Raw genomic sequence first — 15116 nt, 5'->3', positions numbered from 1 at the left:
TCGGGCGCTGATGGTATCACCGTCCATTTGCGCGATGATCGCCGCCATATTCGCGACCATGATCTGGAGCGCATTTCGGCCGAGCTGCCATGCCGGCTGAATTTCGAAATGGCGGCAACCGAGGAAATGGTCGCCATGGCGGAGCGGTTGCGCCCGCAGGCCTGCTGCATTGTGCCGGAAAAGCGGGCCGAATTGACCACCGAGGGGGGCTTGGATGTCCACAATGCCGGGCCTTTCCTCGCCGAGGCCATCGCCCGGCTGAACGCGGCCGGTATTGAGACCAGCCTGTTCATCGAACCCGACGCGGCAGCCATCTCGGCTGCCAGGCAATTGGGCGCCCAGGCGATTGAATTGCACACCGGCACCTATGCCGAGGGGCCGCCGCATCAGCGCGCGGCGCAACTCGCCCGCATTGTCGCCGCCGCAGGGGTGGCCGCAAGCGAGAGGCTGCATTGCCATGCCGGCCATGGGCTGACCTACGATACGGTGGGGCCGATTGCCGCCATCTCCGGCATTATCGAGGTCAGCATTGGCCATTTTCTCATCTCGACCAGCGTTTTCGAGGGGCTGCCGGCTGCCATCGCCCGGATGAAATCCATCATCGCCCAGAATAGGGGTGGCTGAGCCGGCCCATCATGGGGGCAGGCTCCCCAGCTTGGCCCGCACCATCTGTGCCCAGGCTGGGCAGAGTTCCAGCAGCAGGGTCACATCGGCGGGTTCGAGGTCGCTGGCGAATTCGCTGGCGGTCATCTCGTCAGGGTTCCAGCCCGCGCCAATCCGCTCCAGCGCCAGCCATTCGTCGCGCGGGACCGGCCAGGGATCGGGCGCGCGCATCAGCCCCGCGGCGCGCAGGCGCAGCACGCGATGGATAATCACAAGCAGCCTGGCCGCGGTGTCGAGCCGCATGCGCTCGGCAAAGCCGCCGCTGGATAGCTCTGTCAGTCTCTGGATCGTGTGATCCAGCATCTCCCGGTCGGCCCTGGTGTGCCCGCATTGCGGCGGCATTCGATTCCTCCATTTTGAGGGCAAATGGAACCGCCTTTGTCGCGGCAATAGCAAGTGCCGAGTTGCCGGGCGGCTGGGCCATGCTGCGCTCACATGCGTTCACTGCCCGTGGCCCAGCCTTTGCTGAGAGGATGCTTCTGCGTTTTCGGCGATGCCGCCTCAACGCATCATGCTCTGGGCCACGCCGCGTGGCCCAGCCTTTGCTCAGATGATGATTCAGCGTTTTCGGCGATGCCGCCTCAACGCATCATGCTCTGGGTTCGCTTTGCAAGCCGAACCAGGCCGGCTAATGGCCCGTGCATGCCGGATCTTGCCGCCCTACTGCCGCCGCCTGTGCTGTTCTTCGCCCTCGGCTTCGCCGCCGGTGCGCTGCGCAGCGATCTGGCGGTGCCGGATGCGCTGGCCAAGGCTTTGTCGCTGTATCTGATGGTGGTGATCGGCCTGAAGGGGGGCGCTGCCATTTCGCTGCCGGGGGCGACGGAGGGGCTTTGGCCGGCGCTGGCTGCAGGCGTGGCGCTGTCGCTGCTCTTGCCGCTGCCCGCCTTCGCTGCGCTGCGGGCCACCTCTGCGCTGGATCGTGAGACGGCGGCGGCGGTGGCGGGGCATTATGGCTCGGTCTCCGTTGTCACCTTCGCCGCTGCGGCCGGTATTCTGGCCAGCCGGGGCGTGGCCTATGAGGGCTTCATGCCCGCCGTGCTGGCGGCGATGGAAACGCCCGCCATCATCACCGCCCTGCTGCTGGCGCGCGGCAGCACCGCGGGGCTGTTCTCCCGCCGCCTGGCGCGGGAGGTGTTTCTCAGCGGCTCGGTCGTGCTGCTGCTGGGCAGTTTCGCCATTGGCTGGATTGCCGGGCCGGCGGGCAAGGCGCAGCTTGCGCCCTTCGCCGAGGGGTTGTTTCCCGGCGCGTTATGCCTGTTCCTGCTGGAAATGGGGCTGATGGCGGCGCGGCAACTGCGCGCGGCGGGGCGGGGGCTGCCGTATAATCTCATTGCCTTTGCACTGCTTATGCCGCTTTTCGGCGCGGGCTGTGGCTGGGGCCTGGGGCTGCTGAGCGGGCTTTCCGCCGGTGGGCATGCGCTGCTGGTCGTGCTGGGGGCCTCGGCCAGTTATATCGCCGTGCCGGCGGCCATGCGCATGGCGGTGCCCAAGGCCGATGCGGGGATCTATGTGACCCTATCGGTTGCCATCACTTTCCCGTTCAATATCCTGATTGGCATTCCCCTCTATCTCTGGGCGGCAGGAACATGATGGATACTACCGCGCGCAAACGCATCGAGATCATCGTGGAAGCGGTGCAGGCCGAGGCGGTGACCGATCTTCTGGATCGGCTGGGCGCCAAGGGCTGGACGGTGCTGCCCGTCACCCGTGGCCGCGGCCGCAATGGGCTGCGCCATAGCGGCGATTTGTCGGGTGTGCTCGACAATGTGCTGATCCTTTGCATCACCAGTGCCGCGGTGGCCGATGCGGTGCTGGATGCGCATCAGGAATTGCTGGGGGCCCGGCCGGCCATTGTCTCGATCTCGGATTGCGCGGTGTTAAGGGCGGAGCGGTTCTGAGGCGCTAGCCTTCGCGCAGCGCATCGCGCACCGCACTTCTGAATTCGCGCCGGTATAATTCGCGCAGCACCAGCAGGCTGGCGGCGATGAGCGCCGCAGGATGAATGATCCAAGCTAGCGCCGCGAGGCCAAAATAATAGGCCCGCAGCCCGGTGTTGAAATGCCGTGCTGCGCGATTGGCCACTTTGGCCGCGACCTCCGCCTGGGGAGTGAATTCCGTGCCCATGCCAACGCCGCCGATCAGGATCGAGCAGTAATTGAATTGTCGCAGCGCCCAGGTCAGTTCGAAAAAGGCGCGCACGAAGATCAGCATGAGCAGCACCACGCGGATCTCCCAGGCGGCGTCGCTGCCCGGCGGTTCGGCCCAGGGCAGGGCGGCCAGCACGCGCCGGCCCAGATCGGGCGAGGCGAGCAACGCCACCAGGCCACCGAGGATGAAGATGGAGGTATTGGCGAGAAAACCCGTGCTGGTCATCAGGTTACCGATGATGGCGGTATCGCTGACGCGGTTTGACCTCTCGAGCAGCGCCAGCATCCAGCGCCGGCGATATTCGTCCATCGCCGCGATCACGCTTTGGCGCTGGATCGTGCCTACGCGGTCGGTTACCGCAGCATAGCCGGTCCAGCAGGCGAAGAAGACCGCCAGCGCGGTCCAGTCGAAATAGGTCATGGCGTCGGTATAGCCTGAACCGGAATGGGCGGCAGGGGCCGCTGTGTCAGCCGAAGAAGATGTAGTCCGCGCCGAACTGCGCTTCCGGCAATTGCGCCTGGGCGATACCGGCCCAGGTGATCGAGGTGTCGATCAGGCCATTGCCGTCAAGATCGGCATGCATGGTCGCGCCCTTGAAGCCGGCGGTGCCGTCGGCGTCTAGGCGGAGCAGCCTGCTGATGCCCGGTTGGTAGCCGAAGAGCGTCATTGTCTCACCGGCCTGCCAGTCGGTGATGGTGGACCAGGTATTGGCGGCGGCAGCACCGCGGCCATCGAGGAAGAACTGGTCCAGCCCCGCGCTGCCGACAAGGAAGTTGGAGCCCAGGCCGCCATCGATCACGTCATTGCCAGCGCCGCCATCCACGGCGTCATCGCCGCCTATGGCATTGATGAAATCCGCCTTCTCGGTGCCCAGGACGATTTCTTTTTGGTCACTGCCCAGCAATTGGTTCTGCAGCCCGGCCACCGGCCCGGTGTAGAGGTCTGGCAGTTCATAGCTGTCGCGGCCATTGCGGTTGACCAGCATAAGCCCCTGGTCGGCCGCGCTGCCCTGCACGGAGGCGAGGGAGATTGCAGCGGCGGCGCCGAACTTCACGAACTCCACATTGAGCAGATGGTCGCGGCCGTCCGGGCCGCTGATGGTCAGCGCCGCATCGCGCAGGCCGAAGCGGTACTGGCCCTGGCTGCCGGAAAAGTTGGCCGTGTCGTTGCCTGTGCTGCCGTTGATAGTGTCGTCGCTAGCGCCGCCGGTGAATTGGTTGTCGCCGCTATTGCCGGTGAGGATATTGGCGCCGGCATTGCCGTTGAGGGTGATATTGCCCGAGCCTTTCGAGCCTAGATTCGCCTGGCCCTCGGCGAGCAGGAACACCCCATCATAGCCGTTGGGCGCGTCGATGGTGACATCGCTGTGCTTGATGGTGGCGATCGGTCCGTCATTGATGCCGGCGGGCTTACGGATGGTGATTGTGTCACCCACCTGGGCAAGGAGGCTGAGGGTTGCGACATTGTCGCCCACATCCACCGTGGCCCCGCCGCGGTTCAGCAGCAAGGCCGGATCGAGCTTGAGGTTGACCACCACCGGGTCATGGTCGGAATAGCGGTTGGGCAGTGTGCCGTCGAAGATATTGGTGGAACGGCCGAAATCGGTGTTGTAGTCGATGCCATCGGCCTCGGGCGAGTTCAGCCGCCACTCATCCACCGTGCGGATATAGGGCTTGAGAGACTGGCTGCTGAAGGCGGCGTCGAGATAGCCTTTTTGTCCGTCGAAGACGTAAGAGGCTGCGTTGTTATTGCCGATAAAGTCCTCGATGAGGTTGCTGTAGCCTGAATTGGTCAGGTTCTTCATCGACAATTCCTGGGCGTAGCTGTTGAAGTCGCCCATGATGATCTTGTCGGGATCATTGATGCCAGTTGGGTTGGTCTTGAGGAAGGCGTCGAGCGCCTGGGTCGCCAGCAGGCGCTGGTTGTTCCAATTGCCGGCGCCATCGCCCTGGTCGGCATCGAGGCCGGTGCCGGTGCCGGATTTGGACTTGTTGTGGATCGCGGCGACGGTGAAGGCCTCGCCGCTGCCGATCTGCTGGAAGCTGGTGACCAGCACGGCGCGGCTGGTGTTGGTGCCGTTGAACACAGCACCCATTGAGCTTTGCGACAGGAAATTGGTTGGCAGCAGTTTGGCGGTGATCAGGCCGGGGATGTCGGTGTCGTCGAGCACCTGCACCGTCGAACCGGTGGCAATGGCCAGCTTGTCGGTGCGGTAGAGGATGGAGACCTTGATCGCATCGCCGCCCAGGTAGGTGATACCTGGGTCGACATAGCTCCAGCGCCCCGGGGTGCCGAGGGCGGAATTGAAGCCATCGACCAGCGTCTTGATCGCGCTGCCGGCGCCAAAGCCGTTATTCTCCAGCTCATTGACCACGATGAGGTCGCCATCGAGCTGGGTAAGAGCCGTGTAGAGCTTCTGCGATTGCCGGGCGAATTCCGTGGTGTTGTTGGCGCCGCGCGGCTCGAAGGCGTTGTTTGGGCCGGTGGTGGCGGTGGTGCCGGTGTCGAGGGTGGCGAAGTAATTCAGCAGGTTGGTGGAGACCAGCTTGATGTCGCCATCGGCCCGCCCTGGGGCGGCGGCACGCGGCTGGGTATCGATGATCACCGGGCTATTGGAGGCCTGAAGGCGATACTCGTTGAAATCATAGCCGAGATTGCCGATGAGGCCGGAAAAACTGTCGCCGATCTGCGGCGCGGTGGCGGTCGCCAATGTATTGCCCAGGAAGGTGGCGGGGTTGGGGTTCTGCACGTTCAGCCCATCATCGATGAGCAGCGAGCGCGCGCCGAGGTCGTTCAAATAGGCATTGTAGCCCGTCACGCTGGGCGCATTGGTCTGGGTGAATTGGGTGGCTTGGCCGCCCTGGGCCACGCGCACCTCGCCATAGCGGTCGAGGTTGTACATTTCGGTGATGGTCATGCTCTGCGGCAGGCGGATCAGCATGCCCTCAGCGAATTCCAGGTCGGGCAATACGCGACCGCCCGCGGTGATGGTGCCGGTGGCGGGCAGGTTCACGTCGAGCGCGAAAATGCTGCTCACCTGGGCCGGCGTATAGGCACCCGCGGTGACCAGTGTGATGGCGCTGGTGGAGGTGCCGACCACAAGCTCAGTCTGATTGTAGGCTTCCGTCACCACGCCGGTCACCCGCACGATGTCGCCGACATTGACGTTGGTGCCAGGGCCGGAGGCGCCATCGGTCTGGTAGATGAAGATGCCGTCCGAGGTCAGCGGGTTGCCATCGCCCGAGATCATCTGGACGAAGAAGCCCTGCAGGTTGCGCGCCGTATCGCCATCGCCATTCTGATAATCGCCGGTAACCAAACCCTCGATGGTGACGGTCTTGCCAACGAGCGGCGAGGCGGTGCCAGCGCCCTGGATGGTGCTGATGGCGGTGGTGGTGGCGTCGTCATCGAGCACGGTGGCGGTGGCCGAGGCGGTGCCTAGCGTATAGCCCGAGGCCGCGTTGCTGAGCGCCACGGTGAAGCCCTCATCAGCTTCGATGGCGGTATCGCCGAGGATGTTGACCACCAGCACGGCCGAGGTGGCGGCGCCGGACAGGGAGGCGGTAAATGCGGTGCCCAGGGTGAAGTCCGATATGGCCACGCCGCCCAGGGTGACGGAGGCGATGTCGGTCAGGTCAAAGCCTGGCCCGCCGGTGATGGTGATGCTCACCGCAGCATCGCCGGGCGCGGTGGCGCTGCGGGTGATGGTGTAGGTGTAGGCGGTGCTGCCGGTATTGCCCTCGGCCAGCGAGATGGTGGTGGGCGCGAGACTGATGGTGGGGGTGCCGCCGCCACCGCCGCCACTGCCTGCGGAGATCAGGATATTGTCGAAGCCTACCTCGTCTCTGCTGCCAGTGCCGCCATTGTCGCCGATCTGCCAGCGCAGGAAGATATAGTCGTATGGGTTGACAGTGGCGTTGATGGTCTGGGCAGCGAGGTCGAGTTGGGTCCAACCGGCGCTGGTGGTCAGCGCCTGGGGCGTGGTGAAGCTGAGGCCTTCGATATTGCTGGAGAAGCTGGCGGGTTGGGTTGGCACCGAAGCGACAGCATAGGCCACATTCACCGCGACCGAACGGTCGGCGTTGTTGCGGTAGATGCCGTCGTAATCGAAGGTGAATGCCGAGAGCGAAGTGGGACCGGTGTACTGCACCCGCAGCGTGATCGTGCCGGGCGTGGTGCCGAATTCCGCTCCGGTGGGCTGGATGATAAAGGCGGCGCCAACCCCGGTCAGGCCGGTATTGGCGGCGTAGATTCCAGCCGTGCTCGGGTCCCCGGTGAGTGTGCCGCGGCCATAGTCGCCAGTGGTTGTAACGGTGGCGCCATAATCCAGCAGCCCCGCATTGTCGGAGAAGCCCTGGATGCGCCAGATATCCGAATCGAGTTGCCCGGAGGCCGGAACAGGCTGGAAGCCAGCGGCGGTAAAGCCGGCGAAATCAATCGGAAAACTGGAGCTGAACGACATAAGGAAATCCTGGGAAATGATTTCCTAGTCATAATAGTTAATAATGAAGCGTTAATGTCTGATTGGTGACGTACGGGCTACAATCCCGTGAAGCCTGCGCGCGCCGGGTGGCGCGCGCAGGCGGGCCGATGGCTCAGGCCATCTTCTTCTTCAGGTTCTCATCGAGCTTGGCGAGGAAGGCCTGGGTGTTCAGCCAGGGCTGGTCCTTGCCGATCAGCGCGGCCAGATCCTTGGTCATGTCGCCGGCTTCCACCGTCTCGATGCACACGGCCTCGAGCGCATTGGCGAAATCGACCACATCGGCCGTGCCATCGAACTTGCCACGATAGGCCAGGCCACGGGTCCAGGCGAAGATGCTGGCGATGGGGTTGGTGCTGGTCTCACGGCCCTTCTGGTGCTCGCGGTAGTGGCGCGTCACCGTGCCATGCGCGGCCTCGGATTCGACCGTGTTGCCATCCGGGGAGAGCAGCACCGAGGTCATCAGGCCGAGCGAGCCAAAGCCCTGGGCCACGATGTCGGACTGCACATCGCCATCGTAATTCTTGCAGGCCCAGACATAGCCGCCTTCCCACTTGAGGGCGGAGGCCACCATGTCGTCGATCAGCCGGTCCTCATAGGTGAGGCCGGCAGCCTCGAAGCGGGCCTTGAACTCGGTGTCATAGACATGGCGGAAGATGTCCTTGAAGGAGCCGTCATAGGCCTTCAGGATCGTGTTCTTGTGGCTGAAATAGACCGAGAAATTGCGGCTCAGGCCGTAATTCAGGCTGGCCCGTGCAAAGCCCTCGATCGAGGCGTTGAGGTTGTGCATGCCCATCGCCACGCCGCCGGTGGCGGGGAAGTCGAAGCCGCCCATCTCTACAGGCGCGCCGCCATCGGCCGGCGTATAGGTCATCGAGACGCGGCCGGGGCCGGGGATCTTGGCTTCCACCGAGCGGTAGATGTCACCAAAGGCATGGCGGCCCACCACGATCGGCTTGGACCAATGCGGCACCAGGCGGGGGACGTTCTTGCAGATGATCGGCTCGCGGAAGATCGTGCCGTCGAGGATGTTGCGGATGGTGCCGTTGGGGCTGCGCCACATCTTCTTCAGGCCGAATTCGGCCACGCGGGCTTCATCGGGGGTGATGGTGGCGCATTTCACGCCCACGCCGTATTGCTTGGTGGCATTCGCCGCGTCCACCGTCACCTGGTCATCGGTCTGGTCGCGGTATTCCACGCCCAGATCGTAGTATTTCAGGTCGATATCCAGATAGGGCAGGATCAGGCGGTCCTTGATGAACCCCCAGATGATCCGCGTCATTTCATCCCCATCCATCTCCACGACGGGGGTTTTGACCTTGATCTTCGCCATTGCCATTCCTCTTGGCGCCATTGCGGCGCACTGCTTCCGAGGGCCTGTTCGAGAGGGCCCATTGCGATGTTGCCGTATCCCGGCCCGGCCCCGCCGCCTGGCCGGGGCCGGGCATTCGGGTACGTCTTTGAACGGTCCAGACAATCGCACCGGGTGCAGTGCAGCACAAGCCGCCGCCGCTGCACGCAGCTTGGGTTATGGGGCAGACCACGCTTCCGACCGGCCGGCTGAGGGCTTAATCTGGTGGTATGGACACACCTACACCCGATAGCCAGCGGGCCGCGCTGGAGGCGCTTTATGCCGAGATGCGGCCGCAGAGCCTCTACCCGCTTTGGGAGGTTTTGCATGCGCTTGTGACGCCGCAGCCCGGCACCGCGGCGCGTGCCTGGCGCTGGGATTATGCCTCGGCGCGGGAATATCTGCTGCGCGCCGGCGGTATGATCTCGGCCGAGCAGGCGGAGCGGCGGGTGCTGATCCTCGAAAATCCAGGGCTGGCCGGTACTTCCGCCATCACCAATAGCCTCTATGCCGGGCTGCAGTTGATTCTGCCCGGTGAGGTGGCGCCCTGCCATCGCCACACCCAATCGGCGCTACGCTTCGTCATGGAAGGCGAGGGCGCCCATACCGCCGTCGATGGCGAGCGCGCGGTGATGCGTCCCTTCGACCTGGTGTTGACGCCCAATTGGCAATGGCATGACCATGGCAATGATAGCGCGAGCCCGATGATCTGGCTTGACGGCCTCGATATCCCCACGGTGCGGTTTTACGCCGCCAGCTTCGCCGAGCGCATGGGCGGCGAGCACCCGGCCACCGCGGCCGCGGGCGATACCGCGGCGCGCTATGGCCGCAACCTCCGCCCCTTTCTCGGCAGCGCCGCCGCCCGCCGGCCGCAGGCCCAGCCGCTGTTTCACTACCCCTATGCTGAATGGCGCGAGAGCCTGGGCCTGATGGCGCGCAGCGAGATGCCCGATACCGCCCTTGGCCATGCGCTGGAATTCCGCAACCCCGCCGATGGCGGGCCGGTGATGCCCACCATCTCGGCCCATGTCCGCCTGTTGCCCAGCGGCTTCGCCACAAGGCCGCGGCGGGCGACGGATGGCACCGTGTTTGTCGTGGTGGAGGGGAGTGGCCAGGCGCTGGTGGATGGCGTCGCGCATAGCCTTGCCCCGCGTGACCTGCTGGTGGTGCCCAGCTGGGCCGAGCTGGTGCTTGAGGCCGGGAGCGAGTTGGTGCTCTTCGCCTATTCTGACCGTGCGGCGCAGGAGAAACTCGGCCTGTTCCGCGAGGCATGAGCGGGTTTTACCTCCGCCCATGCATCATGGGCTGAATTTCTGCCGCATGGCGGGGTATGATCCGCCCCTCGCACCATTGTCCTCGCGCTGCATGGCGCGAAACAGCCCGGCCGTGGTTGATGCTCAGGGTGCTTTGTGGTGAAAACCGCCATGGCACCCACGACGCAAGACCGCATCCTCATCCTCGATTTCGGCAGCCAGGTGACGCAGCTCATCGCGCGCCGGGTGCGCGAAAGCGGCGTCTATTGCGAGGTATGGCCTTATAACAACGCCGCTGCCGCACGCATTGCCGGCTTCAACCCGCGCGGCATCATCTTCTCCGGCGGCCCCGCCTCGGTGACCGAGGGCGAAAGCCCCCGCGCGCCGGCGGAGGTCTTCGAGATGGGCCTGCCGATTCTGGGCATTTGCTACGGCCAGCAGACCCTGGCCGCGCAATTGGGCGGCGTGGTGGAGGGCGGCCATGCCCGCGAATTCGGCCGCGCCGTGGTGGAGGTAACCGGTGAATGCGCGTTGACCCAGGGCGTTTGGGCCAAGGGCGCGCGCGAGACGGTGTGGATGAGCCATGGTGATCGCATCACCATTCTGCCGCCGGGCTTTCGCGTGGTGGCGCAGAGCGAGGGCGCGCCCTTCGCGCTGATCGCCAATGATGCGCGGCGTTATTACGGCACCATGTTTCACCCCGAGGTGGTGCATACGCCGCATGGCGCGGCACTGCTGAAGAATTTCACCCATGATGTCTGCGGTTGCAGTGGCGATTGGACCATGGGCGCTTATCGGGCCCAGGCGGTGGCGCGCATCCGGGCGCAGGTGGGGCAGGGGAGGGTGGTCTGTGGCCTGTCGGGCGGGGTTGATTCCTCGGTGGCGGCGGTGCTGATCCATGAGGCGATTGGCGATCAACTGACCTGCATTTACGTCGATCACGGCCTGATGCGGGCCAATGAGAGCGAGCAGGTGGTGGCGACGTTTCGCGACCGCTTCAACATCAAGCTCGTGCATGTGGATGCGAGCGATTTGTTCCTCGGCGCCCTGGCCGGCGTGACCGACCCCGAGATCAAGCGCAAAACCATCGGCCGGCTGTTCATCGAGGTTTTTGAGGCCGAGCAGCACAAGCTGGGCGGCGCCGATTTCCTGGCCCAGGGCACGCTGTATCCCGATGTGATCGAGAGCGTCTCGGCCACTGGCGGGCCTTCGGTGACGATCAAATCACACCATAATGTGGGCGGTCTGCCTGAGGGGATGCGCATGCGGCTGGTGGAGCCGCTGCGCGACCTGTTCAAGGATGAGGTGCGGGCGCTGGGGCGCGAATTGGCCATGCCCGAGGAGATTGTCGGCCGCCATCCCTTCCCGGGGCCGGGCCTGGCCATTCGCATCCCCGGCGAGGTGACGCGGGAGAAGGCTGATTTGCTGCGAAAGGTGGATACGATCTACCTTGAGGAGATTCGCACTGCCGGGCTGTATGACGCGATCTGGCAGGCCTTTGCCGTGCTGCTGCCGGTGCGCACGGTTGGGGTGATGGGCGATGGCCGGACCTATGACATGGCCTGCGCGCTGCGGGCGGTGACGAGCACGGATGGGATGACGGCCGATGTCTATCCCTTCTCGATGGAGTTTTTGACCCGGGTGGCGGGGCGGATCGTCAATGAGGTGCGGGGGGTGAACAGGGTGACTTATGACATCACCAGTAAGCCGCCGGGGACGATTGAGTGGGAGTAAAGAAAATATCCTAGTGATTTGTAATTGCTAGATAAAATACTTACACACAAGTTTCACAGCCCTAAACTTCTCGTTGCTTTTCAGCGGGTGCCTGCGCAATGTTGCACGGAAAGCTGCACATTTTTGTAGCTACTCCAAAACATAGTGGCTCGGGCACCAGCGCATGGTCATCAAAAAGCAGGACTTTGACGAGGATGAAGTCCTCATTTTTGACGAGGCCATCGTCTACAAGCGCGGCGACTACTGGCAATTCAGGATGTGGCTGCGAAAGGAAGGCAAGTATGCCCGGCGCAGTCTCGGAACGCGCAATCGCACAACCGCTATCGAGAAGGGCAAGGAGCTTTATCTGGAGCTGCTCGCCAACCTCAAGCAGGGCAAGACCTACTTCTCAATCGACGCCAAGAAAGCTGTCGAGCTGTATGTCGCGCATCGGCAGAAAGACGTTGAGGTCGGGCTGATCGTGCCGGGAAGGCTTGGCACCATCCGGGCCCACCTCAAGAACTGGCTCGACTTCATCGGGCGCGACACCAAGCTCAAGGAGATGGAGCGCACCGACTGCGAGAGCTACTTCCATTTCCGCGTGAAGGGCGCCGACCGCACCGCAGCGCGGCAGGTCACTGTGCAGAACGAGCAAAGCACCATCAACGCGATGATGGATTGGCTGTTTAAACGCGGTGAAGCCCGCATTGACGCCTTCGACTTCCGCAAGCTGCCCCGAATTGACACGCGCGACGACGCTATCCGGCGCGCTACTTTCGACGATGAAGAGATCGCGGCCATCCACCAAGCTATCGACCAATACTGCGACCGGAAGGCACAGGGCTTGGAGGAGCGCGAATGGCTGATGCGTAGCGCAGCCAGTCAGTTCTTCCGAATGGCGGCGATGTCGGGGCTTCGCGTGGGTGAGCTCATGCAGCTCACTTGGCACGATATCTGGTGGCGGGGCCATTTTTCTAAAAAGAAACAGAAGCTTATCAATTTAGTGAATGTCTCTGTGCGAGCAGATACCAGCAAAACGCGAAAGAGCCGCGAGCTATATTTCCAAGACGACGGATATCTGAAGGGATGGCGCAAGCTCATCGTCTCAACTACGGGCGATCACAGCGAGAAAGGACGGCCCGTCTTCGCGAGTGACGGCAAGACGCCAATCACCAAGCGGGCACTCTATTACCATTTCGACAAGGTGTTGCAGCTGGCCGGCATAGACCGAACCGACCGAGCTCTCGTCCCCTACAGCTTTCGGCACTACTTCATCACCGAGCGGATCACGGCGGGTTTGAGCTATCAGCAGGTGGCCGAGATGTGCGGCACGTCGGTGGCACAGATCGAACGGACCTATTTCCACCTAAACGATGAGGCGCGCGTTTCGCACGCCATTGCCGGCTATGAGATTGCCGATGATGGACTGGATGAGCTTGACGACGAGTGAGGGCTAAGCGATGGGGCGGACATCTCGGAGGAACCCTACTCGTTCACCATCGCGCGGGACATGGGCAGCGGCGTCAACACGATTGAGCACTATTACGGGAAGCACGCGCCCCGACGACGAGGGCGCGGCGAAGATCGGCGGCGAGAGGGGATGCCACCATGCGCTCGCAAGCGAATTGGTCCTCATGCAGGAACCCGCCAAGTCGCGACGGGACCGACCCGGCTAGACTTCGTCGAAGGGTTCATCGGGTCTGGCATCTTGCATCGCTGCGCGGCTGCTGCTCATGCCGTGCGGCGCCCCGAAATGCTTCAGTCGCACCTCACGGGGGAGACTCAGAAGCATCCGTAGCTGGGTCAGATGCCGGTGCTGCTTGCGCAGCTCGGCCTGCCTTCCGAACAGCCTCCAGCCGCCGCTCCTCCTTTAGCTCGGCAATCCGTTTCCACCCCCAAGCGAGGTACTGCCTGTAATCTTTCAGCAGGACCGCGTAGTCGAACTCAGGCCTGTTCGGGTCCTCTTTGAGTGGCTCAAGCGACGGAAACCGGCCCCTCGCTGCATTCTCCGCCAGGACATAGGCGCGCCAAAGGTGACGGCTCGTCATGATTTCCATTGTGCGCCGCTTGTCGTCCTGCCCATCCTTTCGAGCGCGGGCCGGATCGGTCCATAGCGCGGGCGAAACCTTGGTCCGATTGCCGGTCTCGTATAGTTTTTCGCTGGGGTAGCTGGCACGGGCGCGCAGGACGCGTAGCGCCATCTTCAGCGTAAATTCCCGTATCTTGGCCTGCTCCAACGCCATGGCATGCGGGCGCGCTTCCCTGGGCTCCGGCGGCACTGTCGCAGCGAGCATCTTATCAAGATCGCGCAGCAGCTTCCGCCGGTCAGTTGTGGCCGGGAGCGCCACAACCAGCACTCCGGGCATCCCCTGAATAGGCCTGTCTTTCGCGAGATACTGGTCAAGTTCCTGCGTGAGCCGCGCTACGGAACTAAGTCCAGCGGTCACGCCCTGGCCAATGTTCAAAAGGACCTTCGGCTGGGCAGACACAGATGCGCCAAACTGAAATTGTGCTCGCTTGACCCACCATTCTTGGAAATAGGTCCGATGTACGTCGCCCAACCGCTAGTATGTCGCCTCTACCAAATCGAAATCAGATGGAAGCTGCGATGTGTCTTTCGCTAACTTACCGTTCTCGATTAGCCTAGCAAGGCGATAGCTAGGGCTTATCTGGAGACAATCAAAAAAATACTCATATCTCCAGTCTACTTCAATTTCAATCCGATATCTCTTCTTACTGATATTACTCAGGTATTCATATGTGCCTGATCTGGGATGCTGCTGCCGCGCCTTAGCCATACGGCATGTTAACCCGAAAGGCTAGCAAGAAGCCAGTTAGAACGGATTCGAGCTAAGCCGCTCTATCTCGGCTCCGTCAGCGAAGGGCGCAGCAACGCCCGTCGCGACGCCCTTGGCATTCAGCGAGGGCTGAACCCAGACGGAGAGAGACATGGACCCGAACGACAAGCCCAACGAGCCTAACCACCAGCCGATGACCGAAAAGGACTTACTCGCCGAACTCAATCAGGTTCGTGCGGCGTTCGGCACCGTCAAGAGCGCCAGCACTGATGCGCTCGCGCGCCTCTATCTCGCCTATCGACATATGGTGTTCCCATCGGCCCCACCTGACAACAAGCAGTGGTTCGCGCGGCAGGTCGCAGCCCACAACGACAGGGTGAGCAAGCAATCGCCTCAGCAGGTCGCAGAAAAGAAGAAGGGCGCCCTCGTCTCCATCACCCTCACGGGTGAGACGGGCGACCTCCTTGCGTTCGTCAAGCTCGTGGCCGATCTGTGCCGTGTTGGCGATGAGAGCCACGCGTCCCGAGTGCGCCGCGCGCTTGAGTGGGTCATCGACCGCTTCGACAACATCGCCATCGTATCCGCTGACGACGTTACTACGGAGGTTAAGAATGCGGGCGGCTTCGAAGCCGTCATTCAATCCGCCCGTGGCAATCTGGCCTGCTGCCGGTTTGGTGGACACCGAGATAAGGTTTTCCAACCGTATCGGA

At 63.0% G+C, this 15116-nt stretch carries 12 protein-coding genes; 7 read left to right on the top strand and 5 right to left on the bottom strand.

Annotated elements, in window-relative coordinates:
• Positions 1–624 (top strand): pyridoxine 5'-phosphate synthase (locus ABWP84_RS15495; RefSeq protein WP_353212947.1); only part of this gene is annotated, 624 nt, incomplete at its 5' end.
• Between the two features lie 9 nt (positions 625–633).
• Here the strand turns inward: ABWP84_RS15495 and ABWP84_RS15490 are convergent.
• Positions 634–906: a hypothetical protein gene (locus ABWP84_RS15490; RefSeq protein WP_353212946.1), complete on the bottom strand. Its 273-nt coding sequence runs from the start codon at positions 904–906 to the stop codon at positions 634–636.
• Between the two features lie 399 nt (positions 907–1305).
• Between ABWP84_RS15490 and ABWP84_RS15485 the strand changes: the two genes are divergently transcribed.
• Positions 1306–2253, top strand: coding sequence for a sodium-dependent bicarbonate transport family permease (locus ABWP84_RS15485; protein ID WP_353212945.1), 948 nt, complete (start codon positions 1306–1308; stop codon positions 2251–2253).
• Positions 2250–2561 (top strand): P-II family nitrogen regulator, encoded by a 312-nt coding sequence (locus ABWP84_RS15480; RefSeq protein ID WP_353212944.1) that lies wholly within the window; start codon positions 2250–2252, stop codon positions 2559–2561. Before ABWP84_RS15485 ends, ABWP84_RS15480 begins: the two co-directional genes overlap by 4 nt.
• Before the next feature lie 4 nt (positions 2562–2565).
• Here the strand turns inward: ABWP84_RS15480 and ABWP84_RS15475 are convergent, their stop codons facing one another.
• The 3 genes from ABWP84_RS15475 to ABWP84_RS15465 all read right to left on the bottom strand — a co-directional run bounded on the left by ABWP84_RS15475 (position 2566) and on the right by ABWP84_RS15465 (position 8624).
• Complete coding sequence (locus ABWP84_RS15475) at positions 2566–3231, bottom strand: DUF599 domain-containing protein (protein WP_353212943.1); 666 nt, start codon at positions 3229–3231, stop codon at positions 2566–2568.
• Between the two features lie 46 nt (positions 3232–3277).
• A complete protein-coding gene (locus ABWP84_RS15470) occupies positions 3278–7273 on the bottom strand; it encodes an ExeM/NucH family extracellular endonuclease (protein WP_353212942.1) in 3996 nt (1331 codons plus the stop codon).
• 133 nt (positions 7274–7406) lie between these two features.
• A complete protein-coding gene (locus ABWP84_RS15465) occupies positions 7407–8624 on the bottom strand; it encodes an NADP-dependent isocitrate dehydrogenase (protein WP_353212941.1) in 1218 nt (405 codons plus the stop codon).
• Positions 8625–8872: 248 nt separating this feature from the next.
• On the opposite strand from ABWP84_RS15465, the gene gtdA reads away from it, so the two are divergent.
• The 3 genes from gtdA (at position 8873) to ABWP84_RS15450 (ending at position 13058) form a co-directional block, all read left to right on the top strand.
• Positions 8873–9916, top strand: a complete 1044-nt coding sequence (gtdA, locus tag ABWP84_RS15460; protein ID WP_353212940.1) for a gentisate 1,2-dioxygenase — start codon at positions 8873–8875, stop codon at positions 9914–9916.
• Between the two features lie 150 nt (positions 9917–10066).
• Complete coding sequence (guaA, locus tag ABWP84_RS15455) at positions 10067–11629, top strand: glutamine-hydrolyzing GMP synthase (protein ID WP_353212948.1); 1563 nt, start codon at positions 10067–10069, stop codon at positions 11627–11629.
• 163 nt (positions 11630–11792) lie between these two features.
• Positions 11793–13058, top strand: a complete 1266-nt coding sequence (locus tag ABWP84_RS15450; RefSeq protein ID WP_353212939.1) for a tyrosine-type recombinase/integrase — start codon at positions 11793–11795, stop codon at positions 13056–13058.
• 319 nt (positions 13059–13377) lie between these two features.
• On the opposite strand, the gene ABWP84_RS15445 is transcribed toward ABWP84_RS15450, so the two are convergent.
• The gene (locus ABWP84_RS15445; protein WP_353212938.1) at positions 13378–14169 is read right to left on the bottom strand and encodes a hypothetical protein; all 792 of its coding nucleotides are present in this window, start codon (positions 14167–14169) and stop codon (positions 13378–13380) included.
• 388 nt (positions 14170–14557) lie between these two features.
• Between ABWP84_RS15445 and ABWP84_RS15440 the strand changes: the two genes are divergently transcribed.
• A partial coding sequence (locus ABWP84_RS15440; RefSeq protein WP_353212937.1) for a hypothetical protein occupies positions 14558–15116 on the top strand: 559 nt, incomplete at its 3' end.

It is taken from the genome of Rhodovarius sp. (genome assembly GCF_040399605.1).
Taxonomy (GTDB): Bacteria; Pseudomonadota; Alphaproteobacteria; order Acetobacterales; family Acetobacteraceae; genus Rhodovarius; species Rhodovarius crocodyli_A.
Note: the sequence above shows the minus strand (reverse complement) of the source record. Positions and strands in the feature narration are given on the sequence as shown.